At 34.2% G+C, this 14,939-nt stretch carries 15 protein-coding genes and 1 tRNA gene; 6 read left to right on the forward strand and 10 right to left on the reverse strand.

Annotated features, from left to right (window positions below):
- Window positions 1–3 precede the first annotated feature (3 nt).
- Window positions 4–1,725 carry a WYL domain-containing protein gene (locus HHX25_RS21440; RefSeq protein WP_169675447.1) on the reverse strand — a complete coding sequence of 574 codons (1,722 nt, stop codon included), beginning with the start codon at window positions 1,723–1,725 and terminating at the stop codon, window positions 4–6.
- Window positions 1,726–1,816: 91 nt separating this feature from the next.
- Between HHX25_RS21440 and HHX25_RS15680 the strand changes: the two genes are divergently transcribed.
- From HHX25_RS15680 to HHX25_RS15705, 6 genes are all read left to right on the forward strand, one after another.
- Window positions 1,817–2,395 (forward strand): hypothetical protein, encoded by a 579-nt coding sequence (locus HHX25_RS15680; protein ID WP_169675449.1) that lies wholly within the window; start codon window positions 1,817–1,819, stop codon window positions 2,393–2,395.
- A 382-nt stretch (window positions 2,396–2,777) separates the two neighbouring features.
- A complete protein-coding gene (locus HHX25_RS15685; RefSeq protein ID WP_169675452.1) occupies window positions 2,778–3,293 on the forward strand; it encodes a tetratricopeptide repeat protein in 516 nt (171 codons plus the stop codon).
- Window positions 3,294–3,628: 335 nt separating this feature from the next.
- Window positions 3,629–3,695: transfer RNA gene (locus tag HHX25_RS15690), tRNA-OTHER, on the forward strand.
- A 551-nt stretch (window positions 3,696–4,246) separates the two neighbouring features.
- On the forward strand, window positions 4,247–5,347 hold the full coding sequence (locus HHX25_RS15695; RefSeq protein ID WP_169675454.1) for a slipin family protein: 1,101 nt from the start codon (window positions 4,247–4,249) through the stop codon (window positions 5,345–5,347).
- 111 nt (window positions 5,348–5,458) lie between these two features.
- A complete protein-coding gene (locus HHX25_RS15700; protein ID WP_169675456.1) occupies window positions 5,459–6,859 on the forward strand; it encodes an RtcB family protein in 1,401 nt (466 codons plus the stop codon).
- Entirely contained in the window at window positions 6,856–7,293 is a 438-nt protein-coding gene (locus HHX25_RS15705; protein ID WP_169675458.1) for a hypothetical protein, read from the forward strand. The genes HHX25_RS15700 and HHX25_RS15705 overlap by 4 nt, the downstream gene beginning before the upstream one ends.
- A gap of 49 nt (window positions 7,294–7,342) precedes the next feature.
- Here the strand turns inward: HHX25_RS15705 and HHX25_RS15710 are convergent, their stop codons facing one another.
- From HHX25_RS15710 to pdxA, 9 genes are all read right to left on the reverse strand, one after another.
- Window positions 7,343–7,807 carry a GreA/GreB family elongation factor gene (locus tag HHX25_RS15710; RefSeq protein WP_169675460.1) on the reverse strand — a complete coding sequence of 155 codons (465 nt, stop codon included), beginning with the start codon at window positions 7,805–7,807 and terminating at the stop codon, window positions 7,343–7,345.
- Window positions 7,782–8,492: a monofunctional biosynthetic peptidoglycan transglycosylase gene (gene mtgA, locus HHX25_RS15715; RefSeq protein WP_169675462.1), complete on the reverse strand. Its 711-nt coding sequence runs from the start codon at window positions 8,490–8,492 to the stop codon at window positions 7,782–7,784. Before mtgA ends, HHX25_RS15710 begins: the two co-directional genes overlap by 26 nt.
- 19 nt (window positions 8,493–8,511) lie before the next feature.
- Complete coding sequence (locus HHX25_RS15720) at window positions 8,512–9,624, reverse strand: NAD(P)/FAD-dependent oxidoreductase (protein ID WP_169675464.1); 1,113 nt, start codon at window positions 9,622–9,624, stop codon at window positions 8,512–8,514.
- A 261-nt stretch (window positions 9,625–9,885) separates the two neighbouring features.
- Complete coding sequence (accC, locus tag HHX25_RS15725; RefSeq protein WP_169675466.1) at window positions 9,886–11,238, reverse strand: acetyl-CoA carboxylase biotin carboxylase subunit; 1,353 nt, start codon at window positions 11,236–11,238, stop codon at window positions 9,886–9,888.
- An 86-nt stretch (window positions 11,239–11,324) separates the two neighbouring features.
- A complete protein-coding gene (gene accB, locus HHX25_RS15730) occupies window positions 11,325–11,807 on the reverse strand; it encodes an acetyl-CoA carboxylase biotin carboxyl carrier protein (RefSeq protein ID WP_169675468.1) in 483 nt (160 codons plus the stop codon).
- Window positions 11,808–11,829: 22 nt separating this feature from the next.
- Window positions 11,830–12,831: a beta-ketoacyl-ACP synthase III gene (locus HHX25_RS15735; protein ID WP_169675470.1), complete on the reverse strand. Its 1,002-nt coding sequence runs from the start codon at window positions 12,829–12,831 to the stop codon at window positions 11,830–11,832.
- A gap of 180 nt (window positions 12,832–13,011) precedes the next feature.
- Entirely contained in the window at window positions 13,012–13,212 is a 201-nt protein-coding gene (rpmF, locus tag HHX25_RS15740) for a 50S ribosomal protein L32 (protein ID WP_169675473.1), read from the reverse strand.
- A 9-nt stretch (window positions 13,213–13,221) separates the two neighbouring features.
- On the reverse strand, window positions 13,222–13,758 hold the full coding sequence (locus HHX25_RS15745; RefSeq protein ID WP_169675475.1) for a YceD family protein: 537 nt from the start codon (window positions 13,756–13,758) through the stop codon (window positions 13,222–13,224).
- 80 nt (window positions 13,759–13,838) lie between these two features.
- Complete coding sequence (gene pdxA, locus HHX25_RS15750) at window positions 13,839–14,879, reverse strand: 4-hydroxythreonine-4-phosphate dehydrogenase PdxA (RefSeq protein ID WP_169675477.1); 1,041 nt, start codon at window positions 14,877–14,879, stop codon at window positions 13,839–13,841.
- Window positions 14,880–14,939 lie beyond the last annotated feature (60 nt).

Below are 14,939 nucleotides of genomic sequence, written 5' to 3' on the forward strand. Positions count from 1 at the left end.
CACTCACAATATTTCTTTTTCTGTATACTGTAATCCGTTTGGCAATGCTATTGAGGAAAATTCTAAATGCAGAACCCGTCGTCTTTTTTGAACAGTCGTTTCAGATGAAGCATGCAGTAACAATGGTTTTAGCAGCTGAACACCTCCAGAACCTACTTCACTAATAAATGGAATCGAATTCGTTGTTATCAGCTTGATTTCTTCGTCATTTAATCGTTTTTTATGCGATCCAGGAATCACTTTTAAAGCACCGTTTTTTATTGTTGCATCATCCAGATGAATACGCATAGAAAAAGTGTTTTTAGAAACTTCTACCGGTGGCCTCACACTAATGACTCCTTTCTTATTGGTCCACGAGCTAAACCCTTCTGTCTCTATTTTCTCAGCAACATTAATGGGAACATCTTGGTGCCAAGTAACATACCAGTTACTTTGAGGTGATTTATCAAAATAAATAGCCTTGGTTAAAAACACTTCTTTATCGATCGATTTTATAAGTTTTCTAAAGTTTTTATTGAATAAAACATCTTTTAATTCAGGCATTTTTAAAAGCACTTCGCGCATCCCAAAAGCTTGTTCTTCATTTTGTTTAATATAGGCATCAAACCTTGTTTTCAGCTTTCTAATATCTCGCTTTGAGTACACATGATTTAAAATTCCAAAACCTTTATATTCCAGACGTTTCGCAATGGTTCTTAAGTTCTTATCATTAATTTCGGTTTCATAAGCATCGACAGCATCGTATAAACGTTCTTTAATGTTCCGTTTCAATCGTTCGGGCGCTATGACTTTTATCCCCTCACCCAAGCCTAAAATTTCTTTTTCTAATTCAAAATTTAACTGAACTTTTAAAGAAATCGTCACTCCATAATTATCTCGACTCACCTCTTTTTGTGAATGATGAAAAGGTTTCGTGAGTACATAAGGGGCATGTTTATGATTCACATACAATACAACGGTTTCAGGTTTTAAATTAGGGCTTACCGAAACACCTATGGCATGTTTATAATAAATTTCAGAATTAAAACCAGTATCAGAAACAAATGGTTTATTGCTCCGTTTGATCGAAATAATTCGATCTAAAGCCAAATTCATTAAACCTTCATTTTTTTTACGTTGACCAATAACGAACCAACGATTTCTAAACTCTTTTAGCAAATAAGGGTAGTACGTAAATGTGCTTTCCTGTCGTGCCTTGAACGACTGATACGTAATTTCTATAGCTTGTTTTTTAAGTATAAACTGATAGAGCTCATCTAAAAACTCCAAGCCCTTTAAATTTTCATTTTTCTCAAAATCGATTAGAGATTTTTCTTGTGTTTTCTGCGTATAAACATGATCTTCCAGCTTTTGAACCATGCTTCCCAGCTCAGTAAAATGAGAAAAGCCTTGAAACTGTTTTAAAAACGAAACGGCTTCCGATAACTTAGTCAAATCTTGATTAGAAATAGGGCTATTTGTAATACTATAATTTTCGTCGTCGTATTTGTAAAATTTTCTGTTGTAAACTACAATTGGTGCATTGTATCCCAGTTTATCGCTCCGCATCATCTGCAAATCCAATTGAACTGTTCGTTTGCTCACATCAACATCTTTTCCTTCGTATTCGTAAAGCGCATCAGAAACCGCCTCAATCAAATCATTAAGTGTCCATGGTCTAAAGTTATTTTGAAGACATTTATCTATCGTTTTGTAACGAATTAATGCATTTTTGTTGACTGCCATTTTATGGAATATATCATTCAATTTAGTTAAAAAATCCATATACGCAAAAACATTGCGTACATCAATCTAATATTTGCTTAAAATCAAAAAGATGGAAGCATTAAAAATTAAAATATTTGATGTACTTACAGAAAAAATAACCGTTTCTGAATTTGAAAATTGGTTATACAACTCGGAAGAAATCCTTGAAAACTTAAAGTCAAATACATTTTACTTTGATTTGATTTCAATTAATTATAAAAGTAAAAAATGGTTAAAAGAACTAAATGACCTAATCAAAGATAAATATGATGAAGATTATCTTATAATCTTGAAAATTGAAAGAGGTTGTTTAGAAATATGCCAATCGGAAACACCATCTCAAGTCTACCAAACTTTGTCTAAATTAATAATCGATTTTGATTATGAAACAGACCTTGACATCCTTTGGAAGTTTTATTCTCTTTATGGGTGCTATGATTCATTTGAAGGAAGTATGTTTAACAAATGTTATATAGAAAAAGAAGCCAAATTTTACTCAAAACAGGTCCTCAAAATTTCTAAAAATTGTAAAGATTACGAGGAAATTAAATCTGTTTTATCGCAAGATTTAATTCCTTTTAAGGAATATGACCTAAACCAAACAAGAACTTTAAAACAAAAAATTTTTGCTTTTTTCAAAAAAAGTTAATACTTCGTATTAAGGGCTTTATTTTTCAGAAAATGAAAAAATAAATTTTGAAAATTGAAAAATAAATCTAAATCTTTGCAGTGCAATAAAGCAAAAAAACAAGTTTAACTAAAAATCGAAGCGATGAGTATATTTATATCATACCAAAACAGTCCGAAGGGTATAGTGCCTTTTGTGATGCTTCGCCATTATCGTTAGATAAACTTTTCAAATTATAAATGAAAAATCCGAAGCAACTAAAAACTGTTTCGGATTTTTTGTTTTCAGTCGTTAGCAATTCTGCTAAACATTTTCCAAAACAGTTAAAAACAAGCATGTAGAGCCCAGGCTCCTAAAGCAGAACCCTGGGCTTTAATAAAAACGAATTAATAAAATTAAAACAATGGACACACATTTGTTAAACAACTATGTGCTAAAAGCTATAGATGCTTATCCATACAATTTAGAAGAAACAGTCGAAAACTTAAACTATGCGCTATCGTACGAAAGCAATAATGTATATGCCTTGTATTTAATGGGGCGTTTACAAGCAGAGCGATTTGAAGACTACGAAAAAGCAAAACAGTTTTATGCTGAAGCTTTAGCTAACAAAATGGATTTTCAAAAAGTATACCCAAGATATATCCAAGCCTTACTATGGAATGACGATTTGAATGAAGCCCAAAAACTAATAGACTTTGCTCTAACTGTAAAAGGCGTAGACAAAGGTTCTATTTGGGACAAACAAGGCCAGCTTTTTGAAATACAAGCAGCTTACAAAGCCGCTATTAAAGCATACAAAACGGCAAAAACATTTGGTTATAATGACGCTTTTATAAGCTACATCAATAATGAAATAAGTAGAGTTAAAAGTAAGCTGAAACCAAAGAAAAAGAAAAGCACTTCTAAAAAAAAGTAACATAAAATTAATTACGCAAAAAGATTGCGCAGCAATATAAAATATTTGCAGAGTAATCATAAAAAAGTCTTACTAATTAGAATTTGGCAGTAGTGCTCAATCAGACAGAGAAGCTGATGGAGCTTAAAAAACGTTCTTTTACAAAAACCTGCTCAAGTAGCAGATTAATAACATCAAGCAAGTCTTGTTACGTGTTTCTGTATAACACGATTGTATAAAGCCTTACTGTTTAGTATCAGGTTTTTATATGCAACTTGACTTGAAGGCTTTGATTATTTGCCAAATAATAATCACCACTCTATAGGTCGTGGGTTCGAATCCCACTCTCATTAATTTGAGATAGTTCAGTTAGGTTAGAACAATAGATTTTCAATTTGTAGGTTCGAATCCTACTCACGTTAACGCGTGATGGCAGAATGGCAATGCGCAACACTTTTAATGTTGTATTGAAATGGACTCAAAATCCATCCTTTTAAAGAAGGTCTACTTTTAAAAATCGACCACCAAGTGAGTCGCACTTTAAACGGCAAAAACAAAGTGACACGAAACCTGCACCAATAACAAGTTATTAATGCAATCTAGAAAACACCTTGAAATACAGTTGTATTGCAAGACATTTTAAATGTCTTTTTGCGGGATCCATTTACTTAAAAAGAACTGTGAAATATCACATTTCGCAATAGGTAAATTATTTTTAGAAACGACTTTTAAATACTTTTAATCACTGGTATTTCCGTAGTTAGAAAGATGGTTTTCTTTCGCTTTGTTTTAATAAAAATGGTCATTCTCAAAAAGAGAATTCTATTATAAATGTTTAATCGTTCTGAATTAAAAGAAGTAACAGAACAAAAAATTAGAAATCTTGAACCGTCCGTAAGCAAAAATTAATGGTTGGTTCATCGCATCAAATGGATACTCCATTTGACAATTGTTTAACGATAAAAATGAAACAAATGAAAAGAACAAGAATTCATGCAGGCATTGTAGGCTTAGTGTTTAAAAACGGTGATTACCAGCGTGTCATCACTCAAGGAAGACATTGGGTAAAGTTTAGTGAACGTGTTTCAACTTATGCTTTAAACACACCTTTTCATGCACCAATAGCATTGGAAGTCTTACTTAAAGATAAAGCTTTGGCAGCCATGTTAACTGTTATTGAGGTTAAGGATAATGAAATTGTTTTAGCTTACGAAAACAACAACTTTAAACATGTATTAACAGCAGGACGTTATACCTTTTGGAACAACTTGATTGATTACAAGTTTGTTCGTGTAGACCTGAACAAAATCGACATCACGGAAAATATAAGCAAAGCATTATATAGCCATGTTTACTTGCGTCAATACATCCGTATTTTTGAAGTTGCAGCTTACGAAAAAGCAATTATGATTGTTGATGACGCGTTCGTTAAGATTCTTGAACACGGTACATACCATTTCTGGCAAAACGAGCAGACCATCAAAATTGCAAAAGCAGATATGCGTCAGTTGCAATTGGAAATTGCGGGTCAAGAGCTCTTGACTAAAGACAAAGCAACTGTTCGTATTAATTTTTACGCGCAATATAAAGTTACTGATATTGAAACCGCCTTAATGCGCAATAAAGACTACGAAAGACAATTGTATATCACATTGCAATTAGCATTACGAGCTTTTGTGGGTGCTTATACATTGGACGAACTGTTAGAGCAAAAAGAATCTATTGCAGAAGCTGTTTTAAAAGATGTGAAAACACAAGCATCTAAACTAGGTGTTAACGTATTACATACAGGCATGCGAGATGTTATCTTGCCAGGAGACATGAAAGATATCATGAACCAGGTATTGATAGCCCACAAAAAAGCACAAGCTAATGTCGTAACAAGGCGCGAAGAAACAGCTTCAACAAGAAGCTTATTGAATACCGCGAAATTAATGGAAGACAACACCATGTTGTTTAAATTAAAAGAGATGGAATATGTTGAGAAAATTGCAGATAAAATTGGCGAAATTACAGTCTCAGGTAATGGCAACGTAATTGAGCAATTAAAAGATATTTTCTCTGTGAACAAATAGAAAAAACCTGCAAGCATGTTTTTAAACTTGCAGGTTTTATAAAAATTCATATTACGCAAAAACATTGCGTAGTTTACTATAATATTTGTAGTATAAATCTAGATAGAAATAATGAAAGTACATAAAAAAATAACAGGACACGACTTAATAGCGTTGGGCTACAAACAAGGCAAATGGATGAAGGATGCCATTGCATATATTAACAAAAATGAACTGGAAGACGATGCCATAACCGCCTATTTAGAACAATTTAAATCACCAGACCCTATAGCATTGCACAAGAAACCTATTGAGTTTTCAATTAATATCAAAGCAGAAAATGAATTGGAAGAAGACAATGTTTCTAAAGTGATTAGCTCAATGCAAACCTTAATGAAAACCCCAACACTTGTCGATGGCGCCATTATGCCAGACGCATGTCCAGCTGGTCCAGACGGAACCATTCCTGTTGGCGGCGTTGCCATGGCAAAAAATGCTATTCATCCAGGGATGCATAGTGCCGATATTTGTTGCTCTGTAATGCTAACCGATTTTGGTAAAGCAAACCCAAAAGATGTTTTAGATGCAGCACATGCCAATACACATTTTGGCCCTGGAGGAAGAGATAGGGATTCTCAGTTTAGGTTTCCTAAAGAATTATTGGAAGCTTTTGAAGCCAATTACCTTTTAAATGATGGGCAAATGATTCAGATCGCAAGGTCTCATTTAGGAACGCAAGGTGATGGCAATCACTTCCTTTTTGTTGGGACTTCCAAAAAAACAGGAAATACGATGATGGTTACACATCACGGATCCAGGGGTCCAGGAGCACGGCTGTATAACAAAGGAATGAAAATCGCAGAACGTTTTAGAAAAGAACTATCACCAGATACTAAAAAACAAAACGCATGGATTCCTTTTGAAACAGAAGAAGGGCAATCATATTGGGAGGCCTTACAAACGATAAGACAATGGACAAAAACCAATCATGAAGTCATTCACAATTCGGTAGCTGAATCTTTAGATATCGAGATTGAAAACAGGTATTGGAACGAGCATAACTTTGTATTCAAAGATGGCAATTTATTTTACCATGCCAAAGGCGCAACCCCTTTAGATGCTAAGTTTATGCCAGACATTACAGGACCAAGATTGATCCCTTTAAATATGAGCGAACCTGTGTTAATTGTTGAAGGAGCTACGACCAAAACCAATTTGGGTTTTGCCCCTCATGGTGCTGGTAGAAATATGAGCAGAACACAACATAGAAAGAGTAAAACAGGAAGCATTATGCAAATTTTTAAAGAGGAAACAAAAGGTTTGGATGTTAGGTTTTTCTCCAAGGAAATTGATATTACTGAATTGCCTAGCGCCTATAAAAATGCGCAAGCAGTAAGAAATCAAATGAAAGAATATGGATTAGGAACTGTCATTGACGAAGTCATACCCTATGGTTGTATTATGGCTGGCGACTGGCAGAAAAATGCGCCTTGGAAAGTCAAAAAGAGGCAAAATAAAAGAACTAGAAAATGAACACACCAGGATTACGTGCTGTAATTCAGCAATTAAAAGAAACAAATTTAAAAGAAAATGCCTATTTAGGTTTTTTTTATAATGATAACGATCATGATTATGAAACTTACCATATAAAAGCAAATAAAGAAGGTTTGGAACTTTATGCTGCCAAGTTTCTTGAAGCGAGTTTAGAAATGGATCGCAGAACATTTATCAATAATGAGAAAGAAATTTTTAGTTTAAACTCTAAATGGTTTGATGATTCTGATTTTCAGTTTTCTCATATTGAACTTCTTCAAAAAATAAAAGCTGAAATAGTTGAACCTATTGAAGAAGCATATAATCAACCATGGAAAGACAAACTCTCAGGCTATGCAATAGCTGGTTGTTTTATTTTTGTTTTATTTTCAATACTTATTGGAATTATAACAATGATTACTTGGCTTTTTTAAAAGCAAAAAAGAAAGTGGATTAATGAAAGTTATTCTGCTTTTTTTGTTTTCAACTAATTTGATTGATTACAAACTTCTGTCCTCTAAAAACAATAACTTCTCCAATACTTTTCCCAATCAACAACTGCCCAATTGGTGTACTAGGGGAAATTGCATAAAACTCAACGTGATCTACAGTTAGTTTTCCGGCACTAATAGCAATAAAATAATTGGCTTGCGAGGTGTAAACAACACTTCCCAAGCCTACTTTTTTTAATGCTTTGGAACTATCTATTTTAGATAGTATGCCTTTGGTCTTTTGAATTTCGGCTAATTGATTCCCTGCCTTTTCCCGTTCTAATTGCAGCATAGCTCGACCCGTTTCATGCTTATCGCCCGCACTGCTCTTTGTTTCCGAAGTTAATGATACCTGAATTTCGTTTATGGTGTTCTGTATACTTTGAAATCGACCATTTACAGCATCTAAACATTGCTTATAGAGTGCTTCTTTAATTTTTAATGGCGTTTTCTTCATTATTGGCATAATCCAGTGGTCCAAAATAATTCATTTGTTTTACAATCCAAGCTTTTCTAACTTGAATATAATTAGATGCCGGGTTTGCCTTATAAACCCTTGGGTTCGGCAAAATAGCTGCAATGGCTGTGGCTTCTAGTTGTGACAAATTGTTTGCTGATTTTTTAAACCAATATCGCGATGCGGCTTCTGCTCCATAAATACCACGCCCCATCTCTATACTGTTTAAATAAACCTCAACTATACGTTCTTTAGACCACATCCATTCAATCAAAAAAGTAAAATAGGCCTCCATACCCTTACGAAACCAACTGCGTTGTGGCCATAAAAAAACATTTTTCGCTGTTTGCTGACTTATAGTACTGGCTCCTCTTAACTTTTTACCTTTTTTATTATGCTTATAAGCTTTTTCAATAGCTTTTATATCGAATCCGTTATGGTTTAAAAAGTTCTGATCTTCACTACATATAACAGCCAATTGTAAATTCTTGGAAATAGCATCAATAGGAACCCAATCGTGTTTCCACCCTTTACTTTTTTCAGCTTCTTGTTTTTCAAAATACCTGATCATCATAAGAGGTGTTGCAGGAACAGGCACCCATTTATAAAGAAAAACAAGTCCTATAGATAAAACAACAAACCACAGTAAGGTCTTAAATATAAATTTGAAAAAACGTTTTATCAATTTTAAATAATTTTACTTTTTAAGCAACTAAATCTGCCAATTCCTTTCCAACCAAACTACCAATAGCAACTCCCATACCTCCCAAACGAACACCACAAAACACATGATTTGACAACGGCTTTACAACTGGTTTTTTCTGGTTACCCAATCCCATAATACCACTCCATCTATGGTCAATTTCGAAATTGGTTTCAGGCAAAATAGTTGTTTTTAAAAGTGTTTCCAATTTATTTTGAATTAAATCTGTTTGGGCAAATTCTGTTGTTTCTTCCCCTTTAAAATCAAGATGTCGACCACCACCAAGTAATATTCTATTATCAATATTCCTAAAATAATAATAACCTTTATCTAAATGAAATGTCCCTTTTATATGAAGGTTTCTAATAGGCTTTGTAATTAGCACCTGAGTACGTGCTGGTTTTATATTTTCGTCTATTAATTGCGATGCAAAACCATTGGTAGCGATTAACAGCTTAGAGGTCGAAAACTCAAACTGATCGGTTTTTATTTTCACTGCATTAATATCTTCCGAAAAATGCTTAACAGAAAGGTTATTGAGAATTTTTATACCCTTTTTAAAAGCCAACTCTGTTAATGATGCCATCATCTTATCTGTATCAATTTGTCCTTCAAACCGATTAAAAACATATTGATTCTTTACATTCTGAAATTTAAAACGATTAGCTTTTATACTAAATACACCTTCTTTAAATACCGAATGAAGTAATTTATTGATATCGTCTTTCTTTGAAAGACATTGCTCTAATAATTCACCTTCTTCAACAAACAACTCATACCCTCCTAGTTCTTGGTAATTAATTGTTTTATCACCTAACGTTTGGCGCAATACTTGCAAACCTTTAACGCGTTTTTCTACAAGTTCAAAAACTTCTGCTTCTGTATGTGTTTTTAAATCATCAAGAATTTCACTAAGACTACCAAAACAAGCAAACCCCGCATTTTTAGTACTTGCTCCTTGGGGTAAAATTCCTTTTTCTACTACTAAAATATTGGCTTTAGGAAAACGCTCCCTTAAATTTAAGGCACAGTTTAAACCAACGATACCACTGCCTACAACAGTAAAATCTATGTTGGTCAACCAGCTTTTTATTTCCCAATACGATAAGTCCACGTTACGAAGTTACAGTTTTCGTATTAAGTATGGAAGCTCTTTTGATGGTGTTTTTGGAAAACTTATTCTTTCATTTTTTGTAAAGAAACACTATAAAAAGAGGGTGTCTAAAAAGTATGTTCAATGCCATATTGAGCTTGTCGAAATATTTTTAAAATACTGATACTCAATGTTGGTTTCGACAGGTTGAATGCTGAGCGTAGTCGAAGTGCTCAACCTGACAAATCAAATTACAAAGACTTTTTAGACACCTTCTTTTATTTATTCTTCTATTTCTTTTTCTATTACAAAGTCTTCCATAAACTTCGTGGTATAATTACCCGCTAGATAATCCGGATGATCCATAAGCTGTCTGTGGAACGGAATAGTCGTTTTAATCCCTTCAATTACAAACTCGTCTAAAGCACGCTTCATTTTATTAATGGCTTCTTCTCTAGTTTGCGCTGTAGTAATGAGCTTGGCAATCATAGAATCGTAATTTGGCGGTATGGCATAACCAGCATACACATGTGTATCTAGACGTACACCATGGCCTCCAGGGGCATGCAGTGTGGTAATCACCCCAGGTGATGGGCGAAATCCGTTAAACGGATCCTCAGCATTAATACGACATTCTATAGAATGCAATTTAGGCGTGTAGTTTTTTCCTGAAATTGGCACCCCTGCAGCTACCAAAATTTGCTCACGAATCAAGTCAAAATCTATTACCTGTTCAGTAATAGGATGCTCCACTTGTATACGCGTATTCATTTCCATGAAATAGAAATTCCGATGCTTATCTACGAGAAACTCTATAGTTCCAGCACCTTCGTATTTTATATACTCGGCAGCTTTAACTGCGGCTGTTCCCATTTCATTACGAAGTTTACTCGTCATAAAAGGGGATGGCGTTTCTTCTGTTAGTTTTTGGTGACGTCGTTGTATTGAACAATCTCTTTCTGATAAATGACATGCCTTACCTCTAGAATCTCCAACTACCTGAATTTCGATATGCCTAGGCTCTTCAATAAGCTTTTCCATGTACATATCGTCATTTCCAAATGCAGCCTTACTCTCTTGCCTGGCCGAATCCCACGCATCTTTTAAGTCTTCTGACTTCCAAACGGCACGCATCCCTTTACCACCACCACCTGCTGATGCTTTTAACATAACGGGATAACCTGTTTCTTCAGCTATTTTTTCACAATCTTCAAACGTCTCTATAACGCCATCACTTCCTGGTACACATGGTACACCCGCTGCTTTCATGGTTGCCTTTGCATTGGCTTTATCTCCCATTCTGTCGATCATCTCAGGAGAAGCACCAATAAATTTTATACCATGTTCGTCACAGATTTTTGAAAACTTAGCATTTTCAGACAAAAAACCATACCCTGGGTGAATAGCATCTGCATTCGTAATTTCTGCTGCTGCTATGATGTTAGACATTTTTAGGTAAGACTCACTACTTGATGCTGGACCTATACAAACAGCTTCATCTGCAAACTTAACATGCAAACTTTCTTCATCTGCAGTCGAGTATACAGCAACTGTTTTAACCCCCATCTCTTTACAGGTTCTAATAACACGCAATGCTATTTCACCTCTATTGGCTATTAATATTTTTTTAAACATAACTTGTTGAATTAAAAATTACAAATTCCAATCGCCAAATTCCAAATATTGGATTTCGAGATTTGTATATTGGAATTTTTAATAGGTTATGAGGGGTCTACTAAAAATAATGGCTGATCAAATTCTACAGGAGAAGAATCATCAACTAATATCTTAACTATTTTTCCTGAAACTTCAGACTCAATTTCGTTGAAAAGCTTCATTGCTTCAATAATACACAGCACATCTCCTTCTGCAATAGTTTGCCCAACCTCAACAAATAAAGGCTTATCTGGCGAAGGTTTTCTATAAAAAGTCCCAATAATTGGAGACTTAATTGTAATATATTTTGAATCATCTGCTGCTGCAGGTTCTTTTGCTGGAGTTGCAGCCACTTCAGTTACAACTGGTTGCGCGGCAACTGGAGCTGCTTGAGGTATATGAGCTGCTGGAACTTGATGCACAATCGTTGTATCTGATTCTGATCCCGTTTTAATGGTGATTTTAATATCGTCCATCTCTAATTTAACCTCACTTGCACCAGATTTGGCAACAAATTTGATTAAGTTTTGAATCTCTTTTATATCCATGATTTTACTAATTAGTTAATGGTTAGTTTACTGAATTATATGCCCATTTTAAATAAATGGATCCCCAATTAAATCCACCCCCAAAAGCGGCAAATATTATATTATCGCCTTTTTTGAGTTTCGATTCATAATCGTTTAAAAGCAAAGGTAATGTGGCCGAGGTCGTATTACCGTATTTCTCTATATTCATCATCACCTTTTCTTCTTCTAGCTCTATACGCTGTGCAGTTGCATCAATAATTCTCTTATTTGCTTGGTGTGCTGCCAACCAAGAAACTGTATCTTTCGTTAAGTTATTTCTTTCTAATATCTTAACAGTTGCATCTGCCATATTGAATACCGCATTTTTAAACACCGTTCTTCCTTCCTGAAAAGCATATTGCCCTCCTTGTTCCATGGTTTCTTGTGTTAGCGGGAATGATGACCCTCCATAGGTTGCTTGCAAAAACTCCCTGCCAGTACCATCGCTTCTTAAATATTCGTCTTGAAGTCCTAAATTTTCTTCATTGGGTTCAAACAAAACGGCACCTGCTCCATCTCCAAAAATGATACAAGTAGCTCTGTCTTTATAATTAATAATTGAAGACATTTTATCTGCTCCAATCAACAATACATTTTTATACCTGCCTGATTCTATATAACTAGCAGCTACAGACATCCCAAACAAAAAACTAGAGCATGCCGCATCCATATCGAACGAAAAGGCATTAACAGCTCCAATATTAGAGGCCGTATAAGCCGCAGTTGAGGCAGCTTTCATGTCTGGTGTTGCCGTTGCAACAATAATAAGTTCTATGTCTTTGGGATCAATACCTTTTTTATCGATAAGGTCTTGAGCTGCTTTAATAGCTAGGTAAGAAGTGCCTTTTCCTTCGTCTTTAAGAATCCTACGTTCTTTAATTCCTGTACGAGAGGTAATCCACTCATCATTTGTATCAACCATGGTCTCAAGAATTTGGTTGGTTAATACATATTCTGGCACATATGCGCCTACAGCTGTAATTGCTGCTGAAATTTTACTCATAACTTTATAGTTAATTCGACCAAAAAATCATTAAAATCAGACAAAAATGTTTAAAATCTGGTGAAAACTACTAAATTTTAGTTTAATAACACACAAATAAATTGTTTTTGTCTTTAGAAAAAACATCTCATAAAAAAAAACGCTCACATGGGAGCGTTTTATTATATGCATGCATACTATTTATGCTATATTTTCTACTTCTGAGTTGTCAATTAAAACTTGACCTCTGTAATACAATTTACCTTCAAACCAATGTGCTCTATGGTATAAATGAGGTTCTCCTGTAGTTGGACATGTAGCAATCTGTGGCGCAGTTGCCTTGTAATGTGTTCTTCTCTTATCTCTTCTTGTTTTTGAGATTTTTCTTTTAGGATGTGCCATTTTCTATAGTTATTTATCCGTTAATAGTTTCTTTAATGTATTCCAACGAGGATCTATATCCTCTTTTTCCTTATCTTCTTTAATCTTTGGGCTTAATTCTTCTAGTTTCTTAAGTATGTCTGAATTTAAAGTGCCATCTTCTACACCTGGATGTACTCTTTTGGTTGGAACAGCCAATACGATCAATTCGTAGATATATTGCTGTATATTGATTTCGTAAGTTCCGTGAGGTACTATAAGAATATCAATATGTTCATCATTATACACATCTCCAAATTTCACTACTAAATCAAACTCATTTTCTATAGTTTGATTATAGGGCTCGTTTGTTAAATCACAATTAATATTAACCCAACCTGAAACTTTAAAATGCAATTCAAGTAATGTTGTCTTTTTTTCCAGTTCAACATTAACATCGACATTAGCATTATTAAACTCTTCATACTCAAAATGTTCAAAGAACGCTTGTTCTATTTTGTACTCAAAAAGATGCTTCCCTATTTTTAACCCTACAAAAGGAATTATAAATGCTTTCAATGACTTCATTCTCTCATCTATTTTGAGCCTGCAAATATATGAATTTTTATGTTATGCAACATGACTTATAAACATTTTTTTGTTTATATCTATTTGGATGCTTTTTTTAACGGATTAGAGGTAAGTTCTTCATAATCAAACCTGTTCCTATATATCTGCATTGCCGTATAAACAGCTTCTTTAAATGAACCAGCATCCGCCTTACCTTTTCCTGCTATTTCATAAGCGGTGCCATGATCTGGAGATGTCCTTACCTTGCTTAACCCAGCTGTGAAATTAACTCCCTGACCAAAAGATAATGTTTTAAAAGGGATTAAACCTTGATCGTGATAGGTAGCGATTATAGCGTCAAAATTCTTATAGTTATCGGATCCAAAAAAGCTATCTGCGGCATAAGGGCCATAAACTAATTTCCCTGCTTCTTTAATTTTTTTAAGCGTAGGCCTTAAAACTGTATCATCCTCATTTCCAATCACTCCATTGTCACCTGTATGTGGATTAATACCTAAAACAGCAATTTTAGGTTTTCCTATTTTAAAATCTCTTTTAAGGGAATCGTAAACCGTATTTATTTTTTTCTCTATAAGACCTTCTGAAATGTGCTCAACAATATCTTTTACAGGCACGTGGTCTGTTAACAAGCCTACTCTTAATGAATCGGTAACCATAAACATAAGGCTTTCCCCTTCTAATTGTTGAGCTAGATAATCGGTATGCCCTGGGAATTTGAAGTCATCAGATTGAATATTATGTTTATTAATTGGTGCAGTGACCAAAACATGAACGCCATTATTTTTCAATGCTTTTGTTGCCGCTTCTAAAGACTTTATAGCATATGCCCCTATTTTAACATCTTCTTTGCCAAATTCGATCTTAACCGGATTGTTCCAGCAATTAAACACATTAACTTTTCCAATGACTACTTGATCTATATTGTTTATATTATGAAAATTAATTTTAGATTTAAAATGCGTCTTAAAAAAATTCATGGTCTTTGCCGAGGCAAAAATTACTGGTGTACAGAAATCTAAAATTCTCACATCTTCAAATGTTTTTAAAACAACTTCTCCTCCAATGCCATTTAAATCTCCTATTGATATTCCTACTACTATATTTTCACTTTTCATCATTAATATAACAACTTTTGTTTGTAATTTTGAATTTCATTTGGCTTGGCAAATTTAACCAAA

Source organism: Flavivirga algicola, from assembly GCF_012910715.1.
Lineage (GTDB): Bacteria > Bacteroidota > Bacteroidia > Flavobacteriales > Flavobacteriaceae > Flavivirga > Flavivirga algicola.